The following is a 26366-nucleotide window of genomic DNA, read 5'->3' as shown; positions in this document are numbered from 1 at the left end:
CCTTAAAAAAATTCATTACTTCAATAATTTAACCGGTCAGCTTTGAACCAGTTCACGCCACTTTTTTCGCCGCCTCGCCGCCGCCATCAACCTTATCATAACCGATAAAGTGACACCATCGTTCCAGCATCTGCGATATTCGCCCCGCTGCGCGCCTGTCGGTTATTCCGATATGCACGACATTTTGACGGCCCAATGCCACAGAAAGGGCCTGTCGGTCCACTGGCAATATCTGACCCCGGACATCTTGCCCTTCCCGGTCACTCCCAACGCGCCACGCCTGATCCAACTTTGCCGAACCATCACGGCCTGCATCAGAGGCATGAAGGAGCATATTCAAATCGCCCTGCCGCGCCGCCGTTTCGATTTTTTCCGAACCGGTCAGCAGCATGCCGCCACGTGATTCAAGTCCCATTCTGTCTAATGTGGCGCGTTCCAATGCTTTTTCAACCTGCTCGGCCAAATCATCAGGAATATCGAGCTTTCCGAGTTTGAACGCGCGCGACAAAGCGCCTTTCAACGCGCCTTTGGCGTGTGCTTGCTCTAATGCGGCACGATCAACACTGATCCACGCGCCGCGACCGGGCGCCTTGGCACGGACATCGGGCGCGATATGATCATCGGGACTTAAAGCCAGACGCACCAATGCTTCCTGAGGAAGGCTTTCCCCAGTCAATATACATTTACGGTGCGGCGTGCGATCTAAAGGATTAGAAGGCGTCTCATTGGGGAGCTTCCGCATTAGCGTCCTCCCCATTTTTTGGCGCTTCTTCTGATTCGTCAGCGGCTTCTGCAGCCGGAGCTACTTCTTCCTCATCTTCGAACCAATGGGCACGAGCGGCCATGATAATTTCATTGCCCTGCTCTTCGGTCAAACCATATGTCGCCAGAACACCATCTGGCTCAGCCTTACGATTATCATTGCGGCGGCGTGGTTCAGCCTTGCGTTTCAACACCAACTCGTCGGTTGCGAGATCCGCCACATCATCAAGCGTTTTGAGACCGGCTTTACCCAAGGTCACCAACATCGCTTCCGTCATATAAGGCAGTTCGGCGATTGCATCTTCAACGCCAAGCTCGGTACGTTCTGCTTTGGCAGCTTCTTCGCGGCGCTCCAATGCTTCCAGAGCACGGCTTTGCAATTCGGCGGCCAGTTCTTCGTCAAAACCTTCGATATTCGAAAGCTCTTCCGGTGCCACATAGGCGACTTCTTCCATTTCGCTGAAACCTTCAGCAACCAGCAATTGCGACAAGGTTTCATCCACGTCCAGATCTTCCTGGAACATCGCGGTACGGAGTGCAAATTCAGCCTGACGCTTCTCGCTACTATCCGCTTCGGTCATGATGTCGATGGCTAGGCCGGTTAGCTGTGACGCCAAACGAACATTCTGCCCGCGGCGACCAATGGCAAGGCTCAATTGATCGTCAGGAACAACCACTTCGATACGGCCTTCATCTTCGTCAATCACGACGCGGCTCACGGTGGCAGGCTGCAACGCGTTCACCACGAAGGTGGCAATATCGTCCGACCATGGAATAATGTCGATTTTCTCGCCCTGCATTTCCTGCACGACAGCCTGAACGCGGCTACCCTTCATACCAACACAGGCACCAACCGGATCAATCGAGCTATCATGGCTGATAACACCGATTTTTGCGCGACTACCCGGGTCACGAGCAGCGGCTTTAATTTCGATAATGCCGTCGTAAATTTCAGGAACTTCCTGCGCGAACAAAAGCTTCATGAAGTCAGGGTGGGCGCGGGACAGGAATATCTGTGGTCCACGGTTTTCACGGCGAACATTCATGATCAGCGAACGGACACGGTCGCCAACACGGGCGGCTTCACGCGGAATTTGCTGGTCACGGCGGATGACGCCTTCGGCACGGCCCAAATCAACGACCACATGGCCAAATTCAACCGATTTTACGACACCGGTAATAATTTCGCCGGTGCGGTCCTTAAACTCTTCAAACTGCCGATCACGCTCTGCATCACGGACTTTTTGGAAGATAACCTGTTTCGCGGACTGCGCATCAATGCGTCCGAGATCAACGGCAGGTAGCGGATCAACAATAAAATCGCCGACTTTAGAACCTTTTTCGAGCTTTTCAGCCTGCTTCAGGTCCACCTGTTTGAAATAATCTTCGACTTCTTCAACCACCTCAACCACACGCCAGAGACGCAGGTCACCAGTTTGCAGGTCAAGCTTGGCACGGATATCATTCTCGGCACCATAGCGTGCACGGGCCGCTTTCTGTATGGCTTCTTCCATCGCTTCGACCACGATGGACTTATCGATCATCTTTTCCGATGCGACCGCATTTGCAATTGCTAGCAATTCAGCCTTATTCGCAGAAATGGCACTGGCCATGATTAGTCTTCCTGTTCTTCGTTAAGAGTATGTTCTTCAATTTCATCCGCGCCATCGGCAGTAACCGGAATGGTCGCAGCAATCAGGGCATCGGTCAGAATCAGCTTTGCACTATGCACATTGTCGAGGGAGGTCGTTTGACGCCCTGCCTTGCGATCGTCAATCGCTATTATCTCACCTTCAATGCCTTCAATCAAGCCGCGCAATTGTTTCTTGCCCGAAACCGATTCCACCAGATTGATCCGCGCATCATGCCCGGCCCAATTCGCGTAATCTTTTGCACGGGTTAGCGGGCGATCAATGCCGGGGGAGCTAACTTCAAGCCGATACGCGCCTTCAATCGGATCACGACCGTCTTCTTCCATCGCATCAAATTTTTCCGAAATGCGCCGCGATAAAGCCGCGCAATCATCAATACCGAGCTGGCCGGTTTCTGGACGTTCCGCCATAATCTGTAGAGTCGGATCATCCGCACCAGAAATAAACTGCACACGCACCAAGTCAAAACCTAAAGCGTCCGCTTCCGGTTTAATCAGGTCAACAATGGCAGTCATATTGGTCAATTTGGGTTCCAGTAAATATGCAAAACTCTTTCGTGCCGGCCCCGTTCGGCGCCAGCCCCTTCAAAATCTCACAATGTTGGGATGACTGCTATTTAGGGACTGATTCCCAATTTTGCAACGCCTTAATTTCTGCGGCTGTTCAGCGCGTCAAACAGCGACCAGATTATAAACCAATTGTCCCAAATAAGCCGCGAGCAAAACAAGCCCTTCCCAACGGGATATTTTCCGGCCCGTTGCCGCGAAAATTAGCAATAATATCGACGCCGCGATAAGCAACGGCAAACCAAAATTGGCGATCTCGGTAGGAATAGTACCGGGAGCAATCACTGCGGTCACACCCCCAATTAGCAAGAGATTAAATATATTCGAGCCAAGGACATTGCCCAAGGCGACCGCGCTCGCGCCTTTATAAGCGGCGATAATCGACGTTACCATTTCAGGGAGAGAGGTTCCGATAGCGATCACAGTCAATCCAATAACCGCTTCGCTCATGCCAATCATCGTGGCCAGATCAACCGCCCCGCTCACTAGCCAGCGGCCACCCAAAACAATCAATATTATGCCGCCCAACAACACCAACGCAGAACGCCACAAGGGCTGCTCCAAATGCAACTGGGTATCGGTCATTTCCAGCGACACTGCTTTTTCATGCACGGCGCTCGCGCCGACCGGCTCTGTTTTCTCGGCCTTATAAGCGTAGATAAGATAGCCCAATAATATCGCTATGAAACCAGCACCAATGGCAACTGTTATTCCGCCATTTTGCGCGACAAACCAGAGAACGACCGTCATAGCCAGCGCCAGCCCACCATCACGCCACAATGGCCCGAGCGGCACCGCCATGGGTAAAATCACCGAAGCTGCGCCCAATATCAAAAGGCTGTTGGCTAAATTGGAGCCGACAATATTACCCCAAGCAATACCCGGTGATCCCGCTCGCGCCGCTTCAACGCTAGCAACCAATTCCGGTGCAGAGGTACCGAAACCGACAATTGTTAGGCCTATGAGAAGCTGTGACATGCCTGCGCGCTCGGCAATACGAACCGCACCGCGCACCAATAATTCACCGCCGACGATCAGGACAATAAAGCCAATCAACAGGATGAAAATTGCGCTCAGCATGTCAGTTCAGTTCAGCGATTACGCTTGCCCAACAACCGCAACCGCAAGGCATTCAGCTTGATAAAGCCTTCCGCATCTTTCTGGTCATAAGCGCCTGCATCATCTTCAAAGGTCACAACATCTTCGCTGTAAAGATTGTAATCAACATCCGCTTTGCGGCCGACAACATTCACCGAGCCTTTATAAAGCTTCAACCGAACTGTTCCGGTTACCCGTTCCTGACTCTTGTCAATGGCGGCTTGCAACATTTCGCGTTCTGGCGCGAACCAGAAGCCATTATAAACCAACTCGGAATAGCGCGGAGCCAGCTCGTCCTTCATGTGCATCGCACCACTGTCTAGGGTCAGCTGTTCTATACCGCGGTGAGCCGCGTGATAGATGGTGCCTCCGGGTGTTTCATACATGCCGCGCGACTTCATGCCAACGAACCGATTTTCGACCAGATCAAGTCGGCCAATACCGTGCTCTCGGCCATAATCATTGAGCTTTTCAAGCAACGTCGCGGGGCTCATGCCCATTCCGTTAACGGCAACGCCGTCACCACGCTCAAAATCAATCGTTATATATTCCGGCTTATCCGGCGCATCTTCAGGATTATTGGTCCGCGAATAGACATAATCCGGCACTTCTTCCCATGGGTCTTCCAAAATTTTGCCTTCGGAAGAAGTATGGAGCATATTTGCGTCAGTAGAAAAAGGCGCTTCACCGCGCTTGTCTTTAGCCACAGGAATTTGATGTTTTTCAGCGAATTCAATCAGTCTGGTACGGCTAGTCAAATCCCATTCGCGCCACGGTGCAATGACTTTTACATCAGGGTTCAGGCCATAATAGCCCAATTCAAAACGAATCTGGTCATTGCCCTTGCCGGTCGCACCATGGGATACCGCATCGGCTCCGGTCATCTTGGCAATCTCAATCTGACGCTTTGAAATTAACGGGCGAGCGATGGACGTGCCGAGCAAATATAGCCCCTCGTACAGCGCATTGGCGCGCATCATCGGGAAGACATAATCTTTCACAAATTCTTCGCGCAAATCTTCGATAAAAATATGTTCCGGCTTCACGCCCAGCATTTCAGCGGTCTTGCGCGCCGGACCGAGTTCTTCGCCCTGCCCCAGATCAGCGGTAAAAGTCACCACTTCGCAGCCATATTCCTGCTGCAGCCATTTCAAAATAACACTGGTATCAAGGCCGCCGGAAAAGGCCAAGACCACACGTTTGACGGAATCGCTCATGCTCATACTTTCTAAAACAGAATCTGGCCGCGCCTAACAGGCTCAACAATAGCGCGCAATATGATATGGCGCGCTCAAGACAAAAACACCGGCAGAACTTAAAGCCCTAGCTGCTTCTCGGTCTCGCCAATATAATCACGGGTCAAGGGCAGCGTATGGCGGTTACGGCTAAACTGTATCTGGTAATTACACATGCCGCCGCTTTCAAAGGCCGCGGTCGCGCCTGCGAGATAAAAAGTCCACAGCCTGAAAAACCGTTCGTCATATAGCTCGACGATCTTGTCCCTATTCGCCACCGTCCGCTTATACCATTCGCGCAGGGTCAGCGCATAATGCAGCCGAAGCGTCTCTATATCCGTCGCCATTAGGCGAAAACGCTCGCTGGCCTCGACAGTCTCACTGAGCGCAGGAATATAGCCGCCCGGGAAAATATATTTTCGGGTGAATGCATCTGTCGTCCCCGGCTTGCCCATCCGCCCGATAGTGTGAAGCAGCATTACCCCGTCATCCGTCATTAAGTTTGCCGCGCAACGAAAAAAGGTTTTAAAATGCGGTGTGCCGACATGTTCGAACATGCCCACCGACACAATCCGGTCAAATTGCCCGGCTTCGCGCTCTGCCAAATCGCGGTAATCGATAAGCTCAAATTTGACCTCATCCGCCACACCTTCTTTTTCAGCACGCTCCTGCGCCACTTTCAGTTGTTCCTCGCTCAAAGTAATGCCCAGCACCTCAACGCCAAATTTCTGATGCAAATAAAGCGCCATCCCTCCCCAGCCGCAACCAATGTCCAACACCCGCTGACTAGCCTTTAGGTCGAGCTTCGCGGCAATATGCGCCTTCTTGTCCAATTGCGCCTGTTCGAGCGTATTTTTTGGGTCCGTCCAATAGGCACAGCTATATTGCATGTCCTTGTCCAGAAACAGCTCATAAAGTTCGCGGCTCAGATCATAATGATGCGCCACATTCGCCTTGGACCGACGTTTTCCATTAATCCGGTCGAGATGACCCGCAATGAAATTTTTTGCTGTCTTTACGGCATTCGGCTCTTTCAGACGTCCGCCTCGCTCCCACCGCCGGTTGGCGCGCAGCAGCTGGACCAGTTCCATAATATCGCCCTTTTCGACGATCAGGCGCCCGTCCATGAATGTTTCCGCTGCTCCCAAGCGTGGATCCAGCAATATCTGACGCATTACAGCTTTATCGGCGAGGCGAATGATGACGTCGGGGAAACCAGCCTCCGGTTGCCCGAAACTTTCGTCAGATCCATCCGGATGGATGACCGTAATTGTTCCCCTTTTTACCACGCTTCCCAAGAAACGACCGAGTATGGACATCCACTGCTCCTCAGTTGAAAAAAGACCCTATCAAAAACCCCCTAAATACCGGCATACCATTCATAATTGGCGACATCTTCCCAATATCCACCTTTTCCTGAACCGATATTGTCCAGCGTTGCAACCGCCTCAATCCCGGTGACATATTTGGCATGTTTATAGCCCAATTGCCGTTCGACCCGAAGCCGCAGCGGCGCTCCGTTTTCAATCGGGATAGCCTCGCCATTCAACCTGTGCGCCATGATCGTTTGCGGATGGAAAGCGTCGAGCAAATCAATGCTTTCATAATAAGGTCGTCCGCCGAGGCGGTCCGCGCAGTGGAACACCAGAAATTTGGCTTTGTCCTGCAATCGCGCCAGATCCAGCAATATTTTGAGTGGAACGCCCGTCCATTGGCCAATTGCGCTCCAACCTTCCACGCAGTCATGGCGGGTAATCTGGGTCCGCTGCGGCATCGATTGCAACGCCGGCAGGGAGAAAATCTGCGGCTTGGCGAATAAACCTGTCAATCGCAATTGCCAGTCGGCAAATCCTTGTGCGGCACTGGCTGTGTAATCCGCCGTATCTGGATCGCGTGTCCCGTTGGCGCGGAATTTCGGAGAAAGGTCTGCGATACTATATTCGCTTGCCAGTTCCATCCGGTCACCAAGTGCGCGTTGGACCAGAAAATTCGCATCCTCCGCACTGCCCAAAATGTTCCGGAAAGCCGGACTACCGCTTAACGCATCACATCCAGTCAACAAGCTACCGGCACCAATAGCTCCGGTCGTGAGGAGGGATCGGCGGGTCAGTAATTTACGCATCCCTGTGCCCTTCTCTTCTTCCGCCTGTTATCATCGCCCAAGTCTCCTTGAGCGGCCCCGCCAGCAGCAAGGCCGCCATATGAACTACAAAAAACAGAACCAATAGAGACATGCCAATAAAATGAATCGAACGCGCCGATTGCCGACCTCCCAAAATATCCGTGAGCACTGGCCAGTTTGCGTCCATCGCAGGGGACATGGCAAGTCCAGTAAAAATCATCAACGGCAGCAAAATGAAGATCACCCCGATATAGCTGAATTTCTGCAGAATATTATAGATGTTGGCGTCACCCGGCGCATGGAAACGCAAGCGTGCATGGTTTTTGACGTCCTGCCAGATATGAGAAGGCCGCCATTCCCCGCGTGTGATATGCAAATCCTGCTTCACATGCCGGTTAAACAGCGATCGGATCATGAATATCGCTATGCTGAAGCTGAACAACCACGCAAAAAAGAAATGCCAAAGCCGCCCTTCCGCCAAGCTATAATAAGAAGGAATGGTTGCCCAGCCGGGAAACGCCCAAGTCTGGACATTACCGTCGCTGTCGCGCCAATTTCCGATGAAACCTGTGGTGTCGATCTTGGTTTCACCGATCCGCACATAGCCCACGGTTTGCGAAGATCCGACCGCAGCCCAAGCATGGTCATCATTGGCGCCATATTCCCCCCAATAAAGCCGGGGGTGGGCGTTAAAGACGGTTAGTCCGCTCATGACCATCACCAGAACGCATGTGGCATTGATCCAATGCCACAGCCGCGTAGTCAACCGGTGCTTTATTAATGGTTTGATACGGTTTCTCTCATTCATCTGGAGCATCTTACCCATTGGTTCGGCAAAGAAAAGCATATGGTTACAACATATTGAAATGATGCATTTTTGTCACATTTTACACGAAGATAAAAATATTACATTTTTGTGATTGATGCAGTTGATATTCATATTGGCAGGGTTATATCGGGGGAGATCGAGAAAGAAATTCTTAACTGATTCTAAACTATTCGATCAATTTTAATTTAAAACTTAAGGACCATCTCCCAATATGAAAAATTTAATACTTGCTGCAATGCCTATTGTGGCCCTTTTTTCTTCGCCTGTACTTGCTCAAGAAGCAGGTGACTTTACTGGTGTCAAAGCAACCGCAATTGCAGGCTATGACGATTTTGACCAGAATGGCGCTAGCGTCGATGGCTTCGCTTATGGCGTTGCACTGGGCTATGATCGCCAGACCTCGAACCTCGTTTATGGCGTCGAACTGGAAGCCACAGAATCAACCACCCGTATTAAAAACGCACCTGGCCGCATTGAAGCAGGCCGTGATTTTTATGCTGGTGCTCGCCTCGGAATCGCCGCAAGTGAAAAAGCACTTGTCTATATCAAAGCAGGCTACACCAACGCACGCGTTTCTGTTCCTGGATTTGGCGGCCAAAATGGTGACGGTTACCGCGTTGGCGGCGGCGTTGAATATAAATTGAGCGACAAAATATTCACTCGCGCTGAATATCGCTTTTCTAACTATGAAGCTGGTATCGAGCGGCAGCAAGCTCTGGTTGGTATGGGCTTTAAATTCTAAACCCCTCAAACGCATATATTTAGATAGAGAGGCGGGCAGCAATGTCCGCCTCTTTTTTATCCCGGATTTTAACCCAGTGCCGCTTGTTTTTCTTCTGCCAAACGGTCCAGTTCAGCGCGGCTTTTCTTTTCGCTGGCAGATTTTAACTGCCCACAAGCGGCCATGATGTCACGGCCACGCGGCGTGCGGACCGGCGCACTAATCCCGGCATCGAAAACAATTTTTGAAAAAGCCTTGATCCGTTCCGGCGTCGAACATTCATAATCGGAGCCCGGCCACGGATTGAACGGGATCAAATTGACCTTGGCTGGCAAATCATATTTTCGTAGCAGATTGACCAGTTCACGCGCATCTTGGTCGCTGTCATTCTTGTCTTTCAACATAACATATTCGAACGTAATTCGCCGCGAATTGCTCGAACCGGGATAGTCGGCGCAAGCTTGAAGCAGTTCTTCAATCGAATATTTGCGGTTGAGCGGGACAATCTCGTCACGCGTTTCCTTGTTCACCGCGTGAAGCGATATCGCAAGATTGACATTTATCTCTTCGCCAGCCCGCGCGATCATCGGCACTACACCGCTGGTCGACAAAGTGATCCGGCGGCGTGACAGCGCTAGACCGTCCCCGTCCATCACAATCTTCATGGCATCACGGACATTGTCAAAATTATATAGAGGTTCACCCATGCCCATTAAAACGATATTGGTCAGCAAGCGCCCATCGGATTTATAAGCCTGATTATATTCTTTTGTGTTTTCAGCCTCTTCGTCATCGGCAAAATCCATCACACCTTTGGGCCATTCACCCAGCGCGTCGCGTGCCAGCATGACTTGGCCGACAATCTCTCCGGGTGACAGGTTACGCACCAGCCGCATTGTTCCGGTGTGGCAAAAACGGCAGTTTAACGTGCAACCCACTTGCGACGAGATACATAATGTACCGCGATCTTCATCCGGGATGAAGACCATCTCATAATCCTGACTATCAGCAGAGCGGAGCAACCATTTACGAGTCCCATCTTCCGACAAATGCGCTTCGACAATTTCCGGCCGACCGATCACAAACCGCTGGGCCAGCCAAGGGCGCAAGGTCTTGCTCATATCCGTCATCAGCGCGAAATCGTTAATGCCGCGATGATACATCCAATGGAATAGCTGCTTGGAGCGCAATTTTCCTTGCTTCTCCTCAAGCCCGGCTGTGATCAACACGTCGCGAATTTCGGAGACGCTCAGACCAATAAGGTCAACGCGCCCGTCTTCACGGGGCGTCACTTTGGCGGGAAGCGGGACGGGATCGATATGGCCGGGAATCTGCATAGCGTGCATATAGGTCTGCTGATACAGAAACGCTAGCCATAGCGATCATATGTCTAAAGAGGAGATCTCTTCAATGTGACATCCGCTATAACACTCGTATCCGTTTCAAGCTGCCATGATCGTATAGCGCGGGGAACCGGGGAGCCGGCACATCTTCTTGGAAACCTGTGTTTCTTCGCCTTCGATGATTATAATATCGGAAATCACCAAACAGGGCGTGCCGTTGGCCAGTTGATTTTTATCCGAGACGGTCGAGCTGCCGGACACATTTTCTCTTACCGAGCTGGTCCACTCCACTTTCTTCCCGATCTCAGCGCCTCTTGTTGCTTCCTCAGTCGCCTCGGCCGCCTGTTTTTGTTCCTCGGGATAGAGTTTACAAGCAATTGTCTGAGATAGACTATTGGCACTATCAACCATGAAGTCGCCCACCAGCGGAATTTTCCGTGTAAAAGCACTCATCCGGTCAGCCATGCCAAATATGCCCTTTCGCTTTTCAACTTTGGGTCCTTCGGGCTTTCCCTGGCCATTGCCGCATAGGTTAGAGAACGAAGTCGCTCCTTCCTCATCGGTGCTTTCTGATTCTGGCGATTCCTCACCATTTTCCAAAGCTTCGAGGGGTACGGGATTTTCGGTTTCGTCTGCGGTCGGTTTACTCTTAAAAAATCCGAATTGGGCAGCAGCGGGTACCGGCAAAAGCAAGCCCACCACTGCAACGACATGTACTATAATTTTATGTGTCTTGGCGATGCGTTGAGCCATATAATTCCCTGATTTTCGCTAAATTTCTGCCGGATCGCAAAGCGAGGCAATAGGGTGTACGGGTAAATCATACAAGGTGAACAGAATTACGATAACCGCGAACAGCCCAGCGACGCGGCATCAATTGCGGTCGCGGCTCCGCGTAATAAATAGGCATCGACAATCGGTTTCCCGTCTCGCCCGGTGCTTTCAATCGTCATGCTGCTAGCGGATCGCAACGCCGCGATGATCGCCGCATCCATGCGCTTATCCTGTGACCAACCATCGGACCGGTTGGCGGTAAGCTGAAACCGGCGGCCGCCGATTCCCACCATGACCCGACTGTTGCTCGACCGATCCCGACTCAGCCGCGCATGAAATTGCGCGCGAATATTCCGTTTCGGCCAGAACCCGACTGAGGCATAAGATTTCCGTTCAGCCTTGCCGTAAATTTCTTCTGACTCCGCAATGGCATAGCATCGCGGCACTTGCGCGTCGCGAAAGGCGCCCCAGCTATTAAAAATGCCCAGCGAGTCCTTTGCCGCAATAGGTGCGGAAATTGCCGTCATGCATAAAACCAATAAGACGGCAAAAGCTCTCACGCTTTTTCGCCTTCTCCGGCACCCAGATGGATTATTGTTTCCACACCGTCGATAATTTGCACCATCGACCCTTGCGGCAAGCTGTCAGCCATCGGGGCATTGATCGTGTCCAACGGCAACCGTCCCGTCAACATGCCGCGCAAAACCCGACTGGTCATGCCATGGCTGATGAGCAGCATGTCACGATCAAATGTCTGATCGGTGATCCAAGTGCTGAGCCTGCTAACGATATGCTCGTAAGTTTCCCCGCCCGGCGCTTGTGTCAGGAATAATCCCTGTTCGCGATCCATCTGCAGCTGGCCGTTGAGGTCATTATAGTAAATGCCTTCCCACTTTCCCATGTCGATTTCGCGCAGCCGCGGGTCGGCGGCGACCTGATGCCAGTCCAGATTGATATGTTCACAAACCACCGATAAAGTTTGCAGCGCCCGGCCCGTATCCGATGCGACCAGCTCAATTTCCGAAAAGCCGTCAAGATAGCTAGCCAGCGCCCGCCCCATTTCATCCGCCTGCGCAAAGCCCCGCTGCGTCAGCGGGGTATGCGCAGCATTGCCCTGTATCCGCCCCGCCAGATTAAAAATCGTTTCGCCGTGCCGCGCAATGAATAGGCGCTTTCCTTTGGTACTAATTGGACTGCTTAAGCTGCTCATATCTCTGATCTAATTTTCCCTTGGGCCGCATAAATGGTTAATATTTTTCGCGGGTTTAGCGTCATTACAGGTTTTTTCCACAGATTTTCACCGGAATATGCTTCTTGGCCCTTGCATCGGGCTTGCCCTATTGCTTGATATTGTTAATGAAGCGATGACGAATTGTGAATTTGGTGGAGTCTTTCGCTGCGCCCCTCACAAAGCCATTGGGGCGGACAATACTGCCCAAGGACAGGAAATGAAGGACGGTTTATGAAAGCGACGATTGAACGCGCAGCACTGCTGAAAAGTTTGGGCCATGTCCAATCGGTGGTAGAGCGGCGTAACACTATCCCCATATTGTCCAATGTATTGATCGAAGCCAGCGCAGGCGGCGGAATCAAACTCATGGCAACCGACCTTGACCTGCAAGTCGTGGAAACCGTGGAAGCGCAGGTGGAAACAGCCGGTTCGATTACCGTTTCAGCGCACACATTGTTCGATATTGCCCGCAAATTACCCGATGGCTCCCAAGTGCAACTGGATGCAGCCGATGGCAAAATGAAGGTCAATGCTGGCCGCGCGCGGTTCAACCTGCAAACTCTGCCCCGTGATGATTTTCCAATCATTGCCGAAGGCGAACTGCCCACCAGTTTCGAACTGCCAGCCTCGTCGCTGGTTCAGATTATCGACAAGACCAAATTCGCCATTTCTACCGAAGAAACGCGCTATTATCTCAACGGCATTTTCCTGCACGTTCAGGATGAAGAAACGCCCGTCTTGAAAGCAGCCGCGACCGACGGCCACCGTTTGGCCCGCGTCACCCTGCCCCGCCCCGCCGGAGCAGAAGGCATGCCAGACGTTATTGTCCCGCGCAAATGCGTTAATGAACTGCGCAAATTACTGGACGAAAATAGCGATGCGTCGGTACAGATTGACCTGTCCGCCAGCAAAATCCGCTTCACGCTTGGCACCGCCATCCTGACCAGCAAGCTGATCGACGGAACCTTCCCGGATTATACCCGCGTCATTCCGACCGGAAATGACAAGATCCTGAGAATCGATCCCAAAAGCTTTGCGCAAGGCGTTGACCGTGTTTCGACCATCGCCACGGAAAAAACCCGCGCCGTCAAAATGGCGCTGGGCGATGACAAGATCACCCTCTCCGTCACCTCGCCTGAAAATGGCACGGCGGCAGAAGAAGTCCCCGGCTCCTATAAAGAAGATGCTTTCGAAATTGGCTTTAACTCGCGCTATCTACTCGACATATTAGGCGAGATTGATGGTGACACAGTGGAGCTCCATCTCGCCGATGCCAGCGCACCAACATTGATCCGCGAGAATGACAAAAGCGCAGCGCTTTATGTGCTGATGCCGATGCGGGTGTAATCTTTATTCCGGTCAAAATAACATTATGGCCGGAATGAATTACGATATCATACATCGAGCCTTTTCTGCTTATTTTTCTTTTCAAAAAAATTTGAACTGGATGATTAAAGCTATCATCTGCTAATGTTCTGCCATGATCAAAAAAGCCTCTTGGGAACCAGACCCAACTAGCGGAATCGCGATTAAATGGATCGAAGCCAATGGCCAAACATTTGAAGTTGCCGAAGCAGGGGAAGGCAAAAAACTAGCGCTATGCCTGCATGGCTTTCCGGAATTGCACTATAGTTGGCGCTTTCAAATCCCACTATTGGTCGAAATGGGCTATCGTGTCTGGGCGCCTAATATGCGCGGCTATGGCGGATCGAGCAAACCGGCCGATGTGCGTGATTATGCGCTTGATAATCTATGCGCCGATGTCGCGGCTTTGATTGACGCAAGCGGTGCGGAAGAAGTTACCCTGATCGCTCATGATTGGGGCGCAATTGTCGCATGGGCTTTTGCGATCCAGAAAATCCGGCCGCTCAAACGGCTGGTGATTATGAATGTCCCGCATCCCATGATCGCGCGCCGCGAAATGCGCCATTGGCGGCAGTTACAGCGCAGCTGGTATATATTTTTCTTCCAAATTCCATGGCTACCCGAATTTCTGATTTCGCGCGGTCAAGGTAAAGCAGTCAAACGGGCTTTTACAAACATGGCCTGCGACCAGAGCAGTTTTACGGACGAATCCTTGGACGTTTTCGCAAAAGCCGCAATGCGTCCAGGTTCCCTGACCTCCATGATCAACTATTATCGTGCGTTGCTACGACATGGGGATAGCGTTGATCTGGCGGACAAAAATATTGACCTGCCCACCCTGCTAATCTGGGGAGAGGAAGACAGCGCGCTCAATATCAAGTGCACCGAAGGCACGGAACAATGGGTTCCCAATCTGGAATTACACCGCCTGCCCAGCGTATCGCATTGGGTGCAACAAGAAGCGCCGGAAAAGGTGAATGCAATTTTGCGGAAATGGCTCGCCTAGCTTTTCCGCGCCGCAATCATATCGGCGACATCGATAAACTTCTCACGCGGCGCACCATCGCGGGCGTTGGCCACCTCTGCCTCTTCTATCTTCTTCCAGTCTCGGAAGGTGACAGGCTCGACACCGCGGCGTCCGAACAAGCGGTCGAGCCCTTTGCGACCTTCTTTATTGTTCCCTGCCCCGATATCATCGGCCACCGCTTCAATAATCGCAAAGCCATCCGGTTTGTTAGTACCGATCGTCCCACTTGGTCCGCGTCGCGCCCAACCGACGCAATAGAGGCCCGGCAATATCCGGCCATCAACATTGGCAAAGCGGCCCCGCCCATGTTCATAAGGAACGCCCTCGATCGGGGGTGTACGATAGCCGATGCAACTGATTATCATGGAGCAGTCCAGCTCGTAACGCTCGCCGGTTCCTTGGGAGCGCAGGTCTGCATCCAATTTGGTTTTCTCGATGATTAGCTTTTCGACCTTGCCATCGCCTTCTATCGCCACGGGCATAGCGAAAAAATCGAAATCTATCCTAACAGGCTTGTCGCGTAGCTCCCCGGCACGGGTAAAAAAGCTTCGCAAATGGGTTACGGATTTGCGCATGCCGGGTTCCAGCAACGCATCTGCGCCGTCATCGGGAAAATCCAGAGTGTCGATGACAGGTCGCGCGCGTTCCAGATGGCCAAGCTCTCCCAACTCCTTGGGCGTCATCGCAATCTGATGCGGACCGCGGCGACCGAGCAGCGTGATTTTTTCAACTTTGCTCTGTTTCAATTGCTCCAGCGCATGGCCGACAATATCGCTACCGGAAAATTCGGTTTCAGTCTTCGCTAATATACGGGCGACATCCAGTGCAACATTGCCATTTCCGATCACCGCAACGGATTTGCCGTCCAGCGGCGGGTTGAGATCTTTGTAATCGGGATGTCCATTATACCAACCGACAAAGGCCGCGCTGCCGATCACGCCGGGCAAATCACTGCCTTCAATGTCGAGAGGCCGATCATTGGGGGCACCGGTCGCCAATATCACCGCATCATAAAAGCCCTGAAGCTCTTCGATGCTGACATCCTTGCCCACGGTCACGTTGCCAATAAAATGCACATTATCGCCCAGCGCGGTTTTCTCATAGCGGCGGGATACTGCCTTGATCGATTGATGGTCAGGCGCAACACCGGTTCTGATTAACCCAAAAGGGACGGGCAAACGGTCAATAATATCGACAGTGACATCATCCCCATATTTTTTCTGAGCCGCCTCTGCCGAATAATAGCCCGCCGGCCCTGATCCGATGATCGCGATGTGCCGCATGCAAATTCCTCCCAAACCAAAGGTTATTTCTCTTTTTTACCATGCTAACGCCATTATTATAAAAGGAAAGAGTTACAGCTTATTCTGGATTTTTTCTTGGCATTCTGGTCAAAAAATAACATGTCCAAAACGTGCTATAGATCACAGCTAGCCAAGCCTATTGGCACTAGTATGAGTTTCAAGACCAATGACGCGCAAGATCAGTATCGTTTGTCCGCGCTGACAGGATGTTTTTAAATCGGAGGGAATAAAATGTTAAAGAAAATTATCACAGCTATTGCTGTCTCATCAATTGCACTTTCTGGCGGCTCCGCAATGGCAGCGGGCAAATCCAAAGGCCAGCAGGCTCAAGAAAAGGGAGCAGCAGCAATCCCGGTTTGCTATAAAAAGCTTGGCACGATCGCCATTGTTGAACCGGAAAATCGGTGGTGGACGAGTTATGAACTAGGTTCCCCCGAAGCATTGATCAAAACCTTTGTTGCACGGTCGGGTTGTTTCGGACTGGTTGACCGCGGCCAAGGCCTTGCTAGCAGGGCGGTTGAACGCGCTCTTGCCGATTCGGGCGAATTGCAGCGCGGTTCCAATATCGGCAAACGGCAGGTCAAAGCCGCTGACTATGTCATCGTACCGGATATTGTTTCGGCTAATAATAATTCCGGCGGCGGCGGCGCACTGGGCGGAATAGCTGGCGCTTTGGGTGGCCGGACGTTCGGCGGTTTGATGGGCGGCCTTAAAGTGAATAAAAAAGAAGCCAATGTGACGCTGTCTTTGGTTAATGTGCGCACCACCGAAATGGAGCGCATTACCGAAGGCTATTCCCGTACATCTGACGTTAGTTTTGGCGGCGGCGGCGGTGGTTTCTTTGGCGGCGTCCTCGCTGGCGCGGCTGGCGGCGGTTATACCGATACGCAAATCGGCCGGGTCATGGCCCTCGCCTATCTTGACGCCTACACAAAAATGGTAACGCAGCTTGGCGGACTTCCCGAAGACCCCAGCGCCGCTGCACCATTAGCGGAGTAAAACGAATTTAGTTTACGATATGATAGTCCCCGGTCTGGCTCAAAGCCATGCCGGGGATTTTTGAAAGGGCAATAGCCCGCACAATTGGCAACATTATTTTTCCGGGGTCGCGCTTAGGAAGATAGATATGCAAAAGCCGTTTAACCCCTTGCAAGCGCACATGCTCAAAGCACTCACGCAGACTTTATTCCATAATATGCCAATGGCAATCTCCCCATCGCAAGTGGTCGAGAATCTTCAGGAACATTTTTCCAATATTGACGGCGATAAGCCGAAAGAAATCGGAATGGCCCTTTATGGCCTGTTCCTGATCCTTGGTGGCCCATTTTTCTTTCTGGCGTCTCCTAAATTACGGCAAACGCTAATCCGCCGCCGGTTACAAAATAGCAGGGTGGACCTGTTTCAAGATATTGCCCGAACCAAAGGCGTCATATTGGCAGGCTATTATGGTCATTGGGAATATGGCGATGAAGAAGCGAATTTCGATAATCCGATTTACCAGCGCCTAAAATATCAATTACCCGGTCAGCGCGACCGTTCTGCCCCCGGTGAAGTGCAAGTAAAGCGGGAAACAAAGCGTGACCTGAAAGCCGACGTCTTTGTCGGTCATGACGCTGTTCCGGAAGAGGTTGATGTCATCGTCATCGGCTCCGGTGCTGGAGGCGCTGTTGCCGCCTCATCCGTTACCGATGAAGGCCATGAAGTGCTGATCCTCGAAGCCGGTCATAATTATCCCTCGTCCCGCATCACCCATGAAGAAGCGCGGATGACCGCGCGGCTGTTTAAAGATGGCGCGCTGCAAACGACCAAGGACCGCGACGTTATCATCTTTCAGGGACGGGTCGTTGGAGGATCAACCGTCATCAATAACGGCATCTGTTTGCGGATGAAACATGCCGGTCTTGTCCACCCGCAGGCTGAGGATGTTTACGAAACCTGGAAAAATCTCGGCGCGCCTGTCTCCGAAGCGGAACTTACAGCCAGCTACGAAGCTGTGGAATCCGCATTGGAAGTTTCCGAGATTTCAGCCATATCGGGCCGCCATAACGGACCGCATTTGCTTGATGGCTGGAACAAATATGCCGCCCAGTCCAACGACCCTATGGACAAACAGGCCATTGCTGCATGGTTCCAGAAAAATTACGGCCCTAAAACCCCCGATAGCGAATGTGTCTATTGCGGCTATTGCAACACTGGCTGCCCCTATGGCCGCAAGAAAGCGATGCCGGAGAGTTTCCTGACCCATGCGACGAGCAAAGACCGCGCGCAACCCGCCCGAATATTGGAAGGCGCTGAAGCGACCGAAATAGTCTGGAAAGACGGGCCCGACGGAAAACGCATTGCCGAAGCAGTAAGGGTGACATTACGCGATGGCCGCAACCGGACGATCAAAGCACGTAAAGGCGTTGTCGTAGCCGCAGGTGCCTTGGCTTCCAGCAATTTGCTCATCAATAGCGGGATCAGCAATAGCGGTGACGGCATATCCCTCAACATAGCTTGTCCGGTTGTTGCGCTCATGCCTGATGACCCGCCGCAAAATGTCTGGAACGAAGACCAGATGGCGACCTATGTTGATCGCGGAGACTTTCTAATTGAAAGTCATTTCCAGCCGCCCATGAGCATGGCGACATTGGTCCCCGGCTGGTTTGATGAACATTTCCGCCGGATGCTCAATTATAATCATCTGGTTTCTGCGGGCGTATTATTCCCCGTGGACCGGCTGGGGAAAATGGAAAAAGGCAAGCTGAAACTTAAAGTCGGGGGACCGGAGCTAGCGCTTCTCCGGCGTGCACTAGCGACGATGACCAAAGTCCATTTCCTCAACGGTGCAATCGAAGTTTATCCGGCCCTCTTAAAAGGCCAGACTCTCCGCAAGGGTATGAACGATGCCGAAATCGACGCGTTTTACGAGGAAGCCATAGTCGAACCGGATGATGTCGTCCTGTCCAGCTCTCACCCCCATGGCGGCAACGCGATTAATGTTGATCCCGCCAAGGGCGTGGTCGACCTCGACCAGCGCGTCCACGGCACCACCAATGTTTATGTCACAGATGCCAGCGTCATGCCCAGTTGTATCCGCGTCAACGCCCAGCTGACCACCATGGCCATGTCGCACCGGGCAATGGCAGGAAAGAAACGTTTTGGCTGATGCTAGTCGTGCAGTTTAAAGGACTGTCTCTGCAGTCTGATAGCCATCTCCTGTTTACTTCACCGCCATATCGTCTAATCGGAGCGCCAAGCTTTATTTGGAGAATTTGTAATGCGTGCGGAAGCTCAGGCGCATGTGGACCGGATCAACGCGGCGATCGACCTGCTAAAAACATCACTTAACTGGGACGTTGCCTTGCGGCGGCTGGACGAGCTTAACGCACGGGTAGAAGACCCGACGCTTTGGGATGACCAAAGCGCAGCGCAAGCCGTGATGACAGAGCGGCGGCGGCTCGACGAATCGATTACGGCGGCTAAGGAAATCCAGCAGGAAATGGACGACGCACTCGAATTTATCGAGATGGCGGATGAAGAAGGAGACGCCGCGCTTTCTGATGAAGGCGTGGAAACATTGGGCAAACTCGCTGACCGTGCTGATCGTGACAAGGTGCAGGCCTTGCTTTCCGGAGAAGCGGATAATCTGGACAGCTATCTGGAAATTCACGCGGGCGCTGGTGGTACCGAAAGTCAGGATTGGGCCGAAATGTTGCTGCGCATGTATCAACGCTGGGCAGAGGCACGCGGATATAAAGTTTCCATGGTCGATTATCAGGCCGGAGATCAGGCGGGCATCAAGTCCGCAACGATCGAGATTAAGGGCGAAAATGCTTACGGCTTTGCGAAGACCGAAAGCGGCGTCCACCGGCTGGTCCGCATCTCGCCATTTGACAGCGCAGCGAAACGCCATACCAGCTTTTCCAGCGTCTGGGTCTATCCTGTGATCGACGATAGTTTCGAGGTAGAGATTAACGAGGGCGACCTGAAAATCGATACCTATCGTGCATCGGGTTCAGGTGGTCAGCACGTCAACACCACCGATAGTGCCGTGCGTATTACCCACCAGCCGACTGGCATTGTTGTGGCGTCGCAGAATGATCGCAGCCAGCATAAGAACAAGGCAACCGCAATGGGCATGTTAAAAGCGCGCCTGTTCGAAGCCGAACTGCAACGCCGCGAAGCCGAAGCCAGCGGCGAATATCAGGCAAAAACCGAAATCGGCTGGGGCCACCAAATCCGTAGCTATGTCCTGCAACCCTATCAAATGGTCAAGGATCTGCGCACCGGCGTAACCTCTAGTGCGCCTTCGGACGTTCTGGATGGTGCACTGGACCCGTTTATTGCAGCGGCATTGTCACAGCGCGTGACAGGCGAGACGGTGGACGTCGAGGACGTGGACTAAACAGCCCCGCCCGCTCGCGAAGAGTACATCGGGATTGGAACGCTAGAAAGTGTAGCCGAGCCCTATTGCGCCCAGAAACTGATCTGAATCGCCGCGGATCGAAGTAATTGGTGAACGCTTGGCATCTTCCAGCATTTTAGAATAGCCGCCCAAGATAAACAGGGCAAACCCGCCATTGGTTACATCGCCATCAAAATCGATTCCGGCAAATATCGTTGCCCCAACATTTTTCCAGCCGCCATTCGCGCTAAAAGTAGGCAACCCGCTGGCCGCTGCGCCTGCTGGATCAATAGTAAAATAGTAATCCGCATAATCATCATCGACATGTTCTGCACTGATCGCAAAACTAACGGCAACACCGCGACTGAGCGGCGTAAAATAGGTCAGAGTCGGGAAGACTACCATACCACCATGTGCGCCAGCGACATCCCAGCGTGTATCGACTGCTGCCGTCAGTGAGTCATAATCATGCAAGACCCGATTGACCTGCACGCCTGCAACAGCGCCCAATTCAACGGCGACGTCCAATTTCCCAAGGCTGCGAACAACCTTGTCTTTGATTGAGTTATGACGATCAAAACGCGCACGAACGACGGGGCCGAGGATAAAATCAACTTTGGCACCATCAGTGTCCCTAATGAAATCTGCTGCAAAACCGGGGCCGCGCGGCTGAAAATCAATGCCACCGATGCTTCCAATAACGACTGGTAAAGGCGATATGACATAATCGTCAGACCCGTCATAGGACGGTCCAACCGCTGCGCCCCCGCCGATAGTAAGATAATCACCGTCAAAAACGGATTCACCGGCAGGTGGCCCCTGCTCTTGCGCATAAGCGGTGGTTGAAAAAAATAATGCTGCGCCCAGACAAAGGCTGTGGGCGACCGAAAGGGATTTCATGGGTGTAAGATATGTCATGCGGCTATAATGGATTGAAGACGCAAAAGTTCCAATGAAATTCGTGATATATCCAAGAATAATATTAGAGAATATATTTCATGGTCACCGCATAGCTGGCGTCATTTGCACCAATTGTGAACTGGGCAGATGCGAATTTCGGTGGTCCCATCCCGATTTTGGGATTGCGCGAGAAACCAAAGCCTTCCCGGGGCAGGAATAATCGCATGTCCATTTTTCCATTGGCATTCTCGTCATGGACAAGTGCGACGGCATAGGTTCCCGGCTTTATATCCAGAATATGCACATTTCCGGCGCGGGACGCCGTCACCTTAATTTTGCGGGCGGCCTTATCTTTGGTGCAATCAGGGAAATATTTGGGATTATTGCTTAAACAAATCAGCACATCGCCTTTTTTCGACCGCAGACCGGAAACGACAATATCGAGCTTAGCCATCACTGCTGACGTATCCGCAACCGGACTAGCCGCCGCCCCGTTGATCGGTAGCGCCGCCAACAGCACGCCCGAGATCGCCGCCAAACGCCCCCAAGCCAAGGTCCGTGCCGCAAATCTTGTCCCAAAACCGGAAATATAGTCCATAATTACCCTTATACGCACTGTGATGTTTCTCATGATGGGTCGCCGTTATCAGCCCCTTACCTAATATCCCCTGAACCAGCCAGCGCGGAAACATCTCCCACCCCATATGATTTGTCACGCCCATGATTGTCATAATAAGAAGCACCAGCCCCAACATCCCGACATGGATCGGTATCACGGTAACCAGCACCGGAATAACAATGGCGCCGCTAAGCGCTTCCCACGGGTGAAAACTCATGGCCGCCCAAGCGGTTGGCGGCCGACTTTCATGATGAACGGCATGGGCAATCTCAAACCAGCCGCGCTGGTGGAACAGCCGGTGGGTCCAATAAAACCATGCATCATGCAGAAATAAAAACAGGAGCAGCGACACCGGTAAATACCATATCGGATAGAGATAGACATCCGTATAAATTTTTGTCCAACCGGCATTTTGCCAGCCCCAAGCGATGATACCGGCGGGAATACCGTAAATTGTAGCAGAATAGAGCGACCAACGAATCTCTCGCGATATTTGCGGTCTCAACTTATCATATTGCCCCGGACGCACCCGCTGCGTCAGCCATGCGAACAGGCCGCTGGTGAGCAGATAGCGAACACCGACAATGAGGGTCATTACGGTGGCGGATAATATTATAGCAGCGATCAAATCCATTTGCACAAGCTATGCCGCAACGTCTGGCCAAGCAAGTTGAATGCGCAATAATAAACACGATCCTCTGGGACAGGCTTTCCCCCGCCTGCACCATAGGCTAAGCCTAATATATGGCAGCGGAAAAAATATATGATCTGGCAATAGCAGGGGGCGGTCTGGTCGGCGGTCTGGTCGCCATGGCCTTGCGCCAATTGAGGCCAGAATTATCCGTCGCGCTGATCGAGGCCGACGGTCATTTCGGCGGCAATCATGTCTGGTCCTATTTTGAAAGCGATATTGATCCGCAGCATGCTTGGCTGGTCGAACCGCTTATTTCGCATCAATGGGACAGTTATGACGTTCGGTTTCCCAAATATAGCCGCACCCTTTCAACGGGATATAGGTCGATATTGTCGGAGAATTTTGATCGTGTAATTCGGGACAAACTTTCCAATGAAAGCTGCATAACCGACTCTAATATAGAAAAAATTAGCCCTAATATTATTCGCATGAAAAATGGAAATATCCTCAAGGCTCGGACGATCTTAGATGCGCGCGGCGGTGGTGATTTTTCGGCGCTGGAATATAGCTGGCAAAAATTCGCCGGGCAATTGCTCCGCTTGTCCAAGCCGCATGGGCTGGACCGCCCAATCATCATGGATGCCACGGTGACACAGATGGACGGTTATCATTTTATCTATTCCCTGCCCTTCAGCGAAACCGAGATTTTTGTCGAGGACACCTATTATTCAAACGACGGCGATCTGAAGGCCTCCGCCTGTCACAAACATATTGAACGCTATGCAACCGAACAGGGATGGGACATTGTAGAAATTTTGCGCAGTGAAACCGGTCGTCTGCCCGTAGTTTATGGCGGCGACTTTGCAGCATTTTGGGCAGCGCATAATGGCATCGAAGCGCGGGCAGGAACCCGAGCGGCCTTGGTCCATCCCGTCACCAGTTATTCCCTGCCCACCGCCGTTCGTACAGCAATAATGATTGCAGCAATGCCAGAGATCAGTCAGAATAAGCTTGATAAAAGTTTACATGAATATGCCGCAAAACACTGGCAGGAGAGCAAATTTTATCACATGCTGTGCGCGATGATGTTTCAGGCCTCGACACCGGATAAGCGCTATCTCACGCTGGAACATACCTATGCCAAGAATGAAGGATTGATTGAGCGTTTTTATGCCGGTAAAACCACGAGACTGGATCGGGCTGCCCTGCTCTTTGGCCGCCCACCGGTTCCAATTGCCAAGGCTCTTCCCATCATGATGAAATATAGATGAGCAGAATTGCCAAGAAATGATGCGACTATGAGCCAATCAGAATTATTCAAAAAAGCAGCCGTTATCGGTTCAGGCTTTGGCGGGCTGGCACTGGCTATCCGTCTGCAGTCGGCTGGCATCCAGACAACCATATTGGAAAGTCGCGATAAACCAGGTGGACGGGCTTACTACTGGGAAAAAGACGGTTTTATATTTGACGGTGGCCCTACTGTCATTACCGACCCGGATTGTCTGCGCCAGCTCTGGGAATTAACTGGCAATGATATGGCCAAAGATATTGAATTGATGCCGGTTTCGCCGTTTTACCGCCTCAACTGGCCGGACGGCACCAATTTTGATTATGTCAACGATCCCGAAGCGCTGTACGCAGAGATTGCAAAGATCGAACCGAATGACGTTGAGGGCTATAAACGCTTTCTGGAATATAGCGGCGGCCTGTATGAAGAAGGCTATGTAAAGCTCGGCACCAAGGCATTCCTCGATTTCAAATCGATGATCAGCGCGGCACCGGCATTGCTGAAGTTTCAGGCCTACCGCTCTGTTTATGCAAAGGTTTCCAGTTTTGTGAAAAACGAGAAACTGCGCGAGTTTCTCTCCTTCCAGTCGTTGCTCGTTGGCGGTAACCCGATGACAACCAGCGCCATTTACGGGCTGATCCACAAATTGGAACGGCTGGGCGGCGTGTGGTTTGCAAAAGGCGGCACCAACATGCTGGTCGCGGCCATGGTGAAGCATTTTGAACGGCTTGGCGGTACGATCCGTTTGGCCGATCCCGTGACGAGCATCGACACGCTGGGCGACCGCGCAACCGGTGTCACCTGTAAATCCGGCTGGAGCGAGAAATTTGATGCGGTCGCTTCCAATGCCGATGTCATGCATAGCTATCGCGACCTGCTCGGTCACAAACATCGCAGCAGCACGGTCACCGCCTCGCTGAAAAAGAAGAAATATTCGCCCTCTTTGTTTGTCGTCCATTTCGGGCTGAAAGGGACATGGCCGGGCATACCGCATCACATGATCCTGTTTGGCCCGCGTTATAAGGGGCTACTCGACGATATTTACGACAATGGTGTTTTACCGAGCGATTTCTCGCTCTATCTCCACCATCCGACCGTCACCGATCCGGAAATGGCCCCCGAAGGCCATAGCAGCTTCTATGTGCTTGCTCCGGTCCCGCATCAGGGGAAATTGCCGATCGACTGGGAGGAAATGGGTCCGATATATGCAAAGCGCATTCTTGATGAAATTGGTCACCGCCTGATCCCCGACATTCACGACCGGATCGTTACCAGCTTCCACTATACACCGCAGGATTTCGGCAGCGACCTCAACGCCCATCTTGGCAGTGCATTTAGTCTGGAGCCATTGCTAACCCAAAGTGCATGGTTCCGCGTGCATAACCGCGATGATGTCATCCATAATCTTTATTTTGTAGGTGCAGGAACCCACCCCGGCGCTGGAGTACCCGGTGTAGTAGGAAGCGCCAAAGCAACGGCAGAGCTGATGCTTGAGGATATTTTATAAACACGCAATGAACCGCGCCAATCTCGTCCTTCACGCCAAAGCCAGTATCGACCGCGGGTCCAAATCCTTCGCGCTCGCGTCCAAGCTATTCGCCAAAGAAACTCGCGAACGGGCATGGATGCTCTATGCATGGTGCCGGCAATGCGATGATCTGGCCGATGGTCAGGATCATGGCCATGGCATGTCAACAGTGGCCGCCCCCCAACGCACCATTGCCGCAATGCGGATGCTCACCGCCAGAGCCATGAGCGACCAATCGACCGGAAAACCGGCTTTCGATGCTATGGGTGTGGTTGCGCAGGAATGCCGTATCCCACCGAAACTGGCCCAGGATGTAATTGACGGCTTTGCGCTAGATGCCAAAGAATGGCGGCCGCAAACCGAAGATGATCTCTACCAATATTGCTATCATGTCGCCGGAGCGGTGGGCTGTATGATGGCTGTCGTCATGGGGGTATCGGCAGGGGATGATGAGACGCTGGACAGGGCTTGCGATCTGGGCTTGGCTTTTCAGCTTTCGAACATTGCCCGTGATGTGGCGGAAGATAACGCGGCAGGTCGTTGTTACTTACCGAAAGACTGGCTGTCCGAGATGCGCATTGCGCCGGACCATATGATGGACGCATCCCGCAGGGAGGCTCTGACAGAGCTTATCGGGCGGCTATGCGATCTTTCAGAGCGTTATGAAGCATCGGCCCGTGTCGGCGCGGCGCAATTGCCCTTTCGCTCCCGCTGGGCCGTCTTAGCAGCAGCAGGGATTTACGGTGATATTGCGCGTGCGGTCAGACGCAGTAATGGCGCTGCGCTCGACAATCGCGTCGTGACAAGCAAGGCGGCAAAGGCTGCATGGGTGGTGAAAGCTTTGGGACAAGCGGTCAGAAAACCGAAATATGTAGATCGCTCAGGGTTGTGGGACAGGCCGAGAGGTTAACAGACAAACCGCTCGTCATCCTGAACTTGTTTCAGGATGACGGTGCCGATGCCGGTCCTCGGCTCCTGTAA

At 52.3% G+C, this 26366-nt stretch carries 25 protein-coding genes; 9 read left to right on the top strand and 16 right to left on the bottom strand.

Features of this window, described 5'->3' with window-relative positions; genetic code table 11:
• Positions 1-52: 52 nt before the first annotated feature.
• From V7676_RS09015 to V7676_RS08980, 8 genes are all read right to left on the bottom strand, one after another.
• The gene (locus V7676_RS09015) at positions 53-742 is read right to left on the bottom strand and encodes a DUF448 domain-containing protein (RefSeq protein WP_335659355.1); all 690 of its coding nucleotides are present in this window, start codon (positions 740-742) and stop codon (positions 53-55) included.
• Positions 723-2375, bottom strand: a complete 1653-nt coding sequence (nusA, locus tag V7676_RS09010) for a transcription termination factor NusA (RefSeq protein ID WP_335659354.1) — start codon at positions 2373-2375, stop codon at positions 723-725. Before nusA ends, V7676_RS09015 begins: the two co-directional genes overlap by 20 nt.
• 2 nt (positions 2376-2377) lie before the next feature.
• Positions 2378-2929, bottom strand: coding sequence for a ribosome maturation protein RimP (rimP, locus tag V7676_RS09005; protein ID WP_335659553.1), 552 nt, complete (start codon positions 2927-2929; stop codon positions 2378-2380).
• Between the two features lie 156 nt (positions 2930-3085).
• Entirely contained in the window at positions 3086-4060 is a 975-nt protein-coding gene (locus tag V7676_RS09000) for a calcium/sodium antiporter (protein WP_335659353.1), read from the bottom strand.
• 11 nt (positions 4061-4071) lie between these two features.
• Positions 4072-5295 (bottom strand): argininosuccinate synthase, encoded by a 1224-nt coding sequence (locus V7676_RS08995; RefSeq protein WP_335659352.1) that lies wholly within the window; start codon positions 5293-5295, stop codon positions 4072-4074.
• A gap of 98 nt (positions 5296-5393) precedes the next feature.
• Positions 5394-6632, bottom strand: a complete 1239-nt coding sequence (locus tag V7676_RS08990; protein WP_335659351.1) for a class I SAM-dependent methyltransferase — start codon at positions 6630-6632, stop codon at positions 5394-5396.
• A 41-nt stretch (positions 6633-6673) separates the two neighbouring features.
• Complete coding sequence (locus V7676_RS08985; protein WP_335659350.1) at positions 6674-7435, bottom strand: molybdopterin-dependent oxidoreductase; 762 nt, start codon at positions 7433-7435, stop codon at positions 6674-6676.
• The gene (locus V7676_RS08980; RefSeq protein WP_335659349.1) at positions 7428-8243 is read right to left on the bottom strand and encodes a cytochrome b/b6 domain-containing protein; all 816 of its coding nucleotides are present in this window, start codon (positions 8241-8243) and stop codon (positions 7428-7430) included. Before V7676_RS08980 ends, V7676_RS08985 begins: the two co-directional genes overlap by 8 nt.
• Positions 8244-8475: 232 nt before the next feature.
• Here V7676_RS08980 and V7676_RS08975 point away from each other — a divergent pair, with 232 nt between their 5' ends.
• Positions 8476-9006 (top strand): outer membrane protein, encoded by a 531-nt coding sequence (locus tag V7676_RS08975; protein WP_335659348.1) that lies wholly within the window; start codon positions 8476-8478, stop codon positions 9004-9006.
• Positions 9007-9074: 68 nt separating this feature from the next.
• Here the strand turns inward: V7676_RS08975 and rlmN are convergent, their stop codons facing one another.
• The 4 genes from rlmN to V7676_RS08955 all read right to left on the bottom strand — a co-directional run bounded on the left by rlmN (position 9075) and on the right by V7676_RS08955 (position 12312).
• Positions 9075-10331 (bottom strand): 23S rRNA (adenine(2503)-C(2))-methyltransferase RlmN, encoded by a 1257-nt coding sequence (gene rlmN / locus V7676_RS08970; protein WP_335659347.1) that lies wholly within the window; start codon positions 10329-10331, stop codon positions 9075-9077.
• 96 nt (positions 10332-10427) lie between these two features.
• Positions 10428-11081, bottom strand: coding sequence for a hypothetical protein (locus V7676_RS08965; protein ID WP_335659346.1), 654 nt, complete (start codon positions 11079-11081; stop codon positions 10428-10430).
• 86 nt (positions 11082-11167) lie between these two features.
• The gene (locus tag V7676_RS08960; RefSeq protein ID WP_335659345.1) at positions 11168-11629 is read right to left on the bottom strand and encodes a hypothetical protein; all 462 of its coding nucleotides are present in this window, start codon (positions 11627-11629) and stop codon (positions 11168-11170) included.
• A gap of 29 nt (positions 11630-11658) precedes the next feature.
• Positions 11659-12312, bottom strand: a complete 654-nt coding sequence (locus V7676_RS08955; RefSeq protein WP_335659344.1) for a histidine phosphatase family protein — start codon at positions 12310-12312, stop codon at positions 11659-11661.
• Positions 12313-12564: 252 nt separating this feature from the next.
• Between V7676_RS08955 and dnaN the strand changes: the two genes are divergently transcribed.
• Together dnaN and V7676_RS08945 are read left to right on the top strand one after the other, a co-directional pair.
• Positions 12565-13680, top strand: a complete 1116-nt coding sequence (gene dnaN, locus V7676_RS08950; RefSeq protein ID WP_335659343.1) for a DNA polymerase III subunit beta — start codon at positions 12565-12567, stop codon at positions 13678-13680.
• A gap of 133 nt (positions 13681-13813) precedes the next feature.
• A complete protein-coding gene (locus V7676_RS08945) occupies positions 13814-14704 on the top strand; it encodes an alpha/beta fold hydrolase (RefSeq protein ID WP_335659342.1) in 891 nt (296 codons plus the stop codon).
• Here V7676_RS08945 and V7676_RS08940 read toward each other — a convergent pair.
• Positions 14701-16008, bottom strand: a complete 1308-nt coding sequence (locus V7676_RS08940) for an FAD-dependent oxidoreductase (protein WP_335659341.1) — start codon at positions 16006-16008, stop codon at positions 14701-14703. The two genes, V7676_RS08945 and V7676_RS08940, sit on opposite strands and share 4 nt — an antisense overlap.
• Before the next feature lie 252 nt (positions 16009-16260).
• Here V7676_RS08940 and V7676_RS08935 point away from each other — a divergent pair, with 252 nt between their 5' ends.
• From V7676_RS08935 to prfB, 3 genes are all read left to right on the top strand, one after another.
• A complete protein-coding gene (locus tag V7676_RS08935; RefSeq protein ID WP_335659340.1) occupies positions 16261-17028 on the top strand; it encodes a CsgG/HfaB family protein in 768 nt (255 codons plus the stop codon).
• 127 nt (positions 17029-17155) lie between these two features.
• Positions 17156-19177: a GMC family oxidoreductase gene (locus V7676_RS08930; protein ID WP_335659339.1), complete on the top strand. Its 2022-nt coding sequence runs from the start codon at positions 17156-17158 to the stop codon at positions 19175-19177.
• A gap of 111 nt (positions 19178-19288) precedes the next feature.
• Entirely contained in the window at positions 19289-20416 is a 1128-nt protein-coding gene (gene prfB, locus V7676_RS08925; RefSeq protein ID WP_335659338.1) for a peptide chain release factor 2, read from the top strand.
• A 42-nt stretch (positions 20417-20458) separates the two neighbouring features.
• Here prfB and V7676_RS08920 read toward each other — a convergent pair whose 3' ends face one another.
• The 3 genes from V7676_RS08920 to V7676_RS08910 all read right to left on the bottom strand — a co-directional run bounded on the left by V7676_RS08920 (position 20459) and on the right by V7676_RS08910 (position 22569).
• The gene (locus V7676_RS08920) at positions 20459-21334 is read right to left on the bottom strand and encodes a MipA/OmpV family protein (RefSeq protein ID WP_335659337.1); all 876 of its coding nucleotides are present in this window, start codon (positions 21332-21334) and stop codon (positions 20459-20461) included.
• A 64-nt stretch (positions 21335-21398) separates the two neighbouring features.
• Positions 21399-21836 (bottom strand): DUF2141 domain-containing protein, encoded by a 438-nt coding sequence (locus tag V7676_RS08915; RefSeq protein WP_442955423.1) that lies wholly within the window; start codon positions 21834-21836, stop codon positions 21399-21401.
• On the bottom strand, positions 21796-22569 hold the full coding sequence (locus V7676_RS08910) for a sterol desaturase family protein (protein ID WP_335659335.1): 774 nt from the start codon (positions 22567-22569) through the stop codon (positions 21796-21798). The genes V7676_RS08915 and V7676_RS08910 overlap by 41 nt, the downstream gene beginning before the upstream one ends.
• 110 nt (positions 22570-22679) lie before the next feature.
• On the opposite strand from V7676_RS08910, the gene crtY reads away from it, so the two are divergent.
• Genes crtY through V7676_RS08895 form a run of 3 tightly spaced genes read left to right on the top strand, consistent with a single transcriptional unit; the run spans position 22680 to position 26295 of the window.
• Entirely contained in the window at positions 22680-23840 is a 1161-nt protein-coding gene (crtY, locus tag V7676_RS08905) for a lycopene beta-cyclase CrtY (RefSeq protein ID WP_335659334.1), read from the top strand.
• A gap of 27 nt (positions 23841-23867) precedes the next feature.
• Positions 23868-25364 (top strand): phytoene desaturase, encoded by a 1497-nt coding sequence (locus V7676_RS08900; RefSeq protein ID WP_335659333.1) that lies wholly within the window; start codon positions 23868-23870, stop codon positions 25362-25364.
• 7 nt (positions 25365-25371) lie between these two features.
• Positions 25372-26295 carry a phytoene/squalene synthase family protein gene (locus V7676_RS08895; RefSeq protein ID WP_335659552.1) on the top strand — a complete coding sequence of 308 codons (924 nt, stop codon included), beginning with the start codon at positions 25372-25374 and terminating at the stop codon, positions 26293-26295.
• Positions 26296-26366: the final 71 nt, after the last annotated feature.

Origin of the sequence: Parasphingorhabdus sp. (assembly GCF_036963805.1) — a bacterium.
Taxonomy (GTDB): domain Bacteria; phylum Pseudomonadota; class Alphaproteobacteria; order Sphingomonadales; family Sphingomonadaceae; genus Parasphingorhabdus.
Note: the sequence above shows the minus strand (reverse complement) of the source record. Positions and strands in the feature narration are given on the sequence as shown.

Bases quoted from the DNA above. Each gene is read 5' to 3' on its own strand.
- crtY (WP_335659334.1), top strand. From the start codon at position 22,680: ATGGCAGCGGAAAAAATATATGATCTGGCAATAGCAGGGGGCGGTCTG.
- V7676_RS09000 (WP_335659353.1), bottom strand. From the start codon at position 4,060: ATGCTGAGCGCAATTTTCATCCTGTTGATTGGCTTTATTGTCCTGATC.
- V7676_RS08980 (WP_335659349.1), bottom strand. From the start codon at position 8,243: ATGAATGAGAGAAACCGTATCAAACCATTAATAAAGCACCGGTTGACT.
- dnaN (WP_335659343.1), top strand. From the start codon at position 12,565: ATGAAAGCGACGATTGAACGCGCAGCACTGCTGAAAAGTTTGGGCCAT.
- V7676_RS08940 (WP_335659341.1), bottom strand. From the start codon at position 16,008: ATGCGGCACATCGCGATCATCGGATCAGGGCCGGCGGGCTATTATTCG.
- V7676_RS08960 (WP_335659345.1), bottom strand. From the start codon at position 11,629: ATGACGGCAATTTCCGCACCTATTGCGGCAAAGGACTCGCTGGGCATT.
- V7676_RS08895 (WP_335659552.1), top strand. From the start codon at position 25,372: ATGAACCGCGCCAATCTCGTCCTTCACGCCAAAGCCAGTATCGACCGC.
- V7676_RS08945 (WP_335659342.1), top strand. From the start codon at position 13,814: ATGATCAAAAAAGCCTCTTGGGAACCAGACCCAACTAGCGGAATCGCG.
- rlmN (WP_335659347.1), bottom strand. From the start codon at position 10,331: ATGCACGCTATGCAGATTCCCGGCCATATCGATCCCGTCCCGCTTCCC.
- V7676_RS08995 (WP_335659352.1), bottom strand. From the start codon at position 5,295: ATGAGCGATTCCGTCAAACGTGTGGTCTTGGCCTTTTCCGGCGGCCTT.
- V7676_RS08920 (WP_335659337.1), bottom strand. From the start codon at position 21,334: ATGACATATCTTACACCCATGAAATCCCTTTCGGTCGCCCACAGCCTT.
- V7676_RS08975 (WP_335659348.1), top strand. From the start codon at position 8,476: ATGAAAAATTTAATACTTGCTGCAATGCCTATTGTGGCCCTTTTTTCT.
- nusA (WP_335659354.1), bottom strand. From the start codon at position 2,375: ATGGCCAGTGCCATTTCTGCGAATAAGGCTGAATTGCTAGCAATTGCA.
- V7676_RS08930 (WP_335659339.1), top strand. From the start codon at position 17,156: ATGCAAAAGCCGTTTAACCCCTTGCAAGCGCACATGCTCAAAGCACTC.
- V7676_RS08955 (WP_335659344.1), bottom strand. From the start codon at position 12,312: ATGAGCAGCTTAAGCAGTCCAATTAGTACCAAAGGAAAGCGCCTATTC.
- prfB (WP_335659338.1), top strand. From the start codon at position 19,289: ATGCGTGCGGAAGCTCAGGCGCATGTGGACCGGATCAACGCGGCGATC.
- V7676_RS09015 (WP_335659355.1), bottom strand. From the start codon at position 742: ATGCGGAAGCTCCCCAATGAGACGCCTTCTAATCCTTTAGATCGCACG.
- V7676_RS08990 (WP_335659351.1), bottom strand. From the start codon at position 6,632: ATGTCCATACTCGGTCGTTTCTTGGGAAGCGTGGTAAAAAGGGGAACA.
- V7676_RS08910 (WP_335659335.1), bottom strand. From the start codon at position 22,569: ATGGATTTGATCGCTGCTATAATATTATCCGCCACCGTAATGACCCTC.
- rimP (WP_335659553.1), bottom strand. From the start codon at position 2,929: ATGACTGCCATTGTTGACCTGATTAAACCGGAAGCGGACGCTTTAGGT.
- V7676_RS08985 (WP_335659350.1), bottom strand. From the start codon at position 7,435: ATGCGTAAATTACTGACCCGCCGATCCCTCCTCACGACCGGAGCTATT.
- V7676_RS08900 (WP_335659333.1), top strand. From the start codon at position 23,868: ATGAGCCAATCAGAATTATTCAAAAAAGCAGCCGTTATCGGTTCAGGC.
- V7676_RS08935 (WP_335659340.1), top strand. From the start codon at position 16,261: ATGTTAAAGAAAATTATCACAGCTATTGCTGTCTCATCAATTGCACTT.
- V7676_RS08965 (WP_335659346.1), bottom strand. From the start codon at position 11,081: ATGGCTCAACGCATCGCCAAGACACATAAAATTATAGTACATGTCGTT.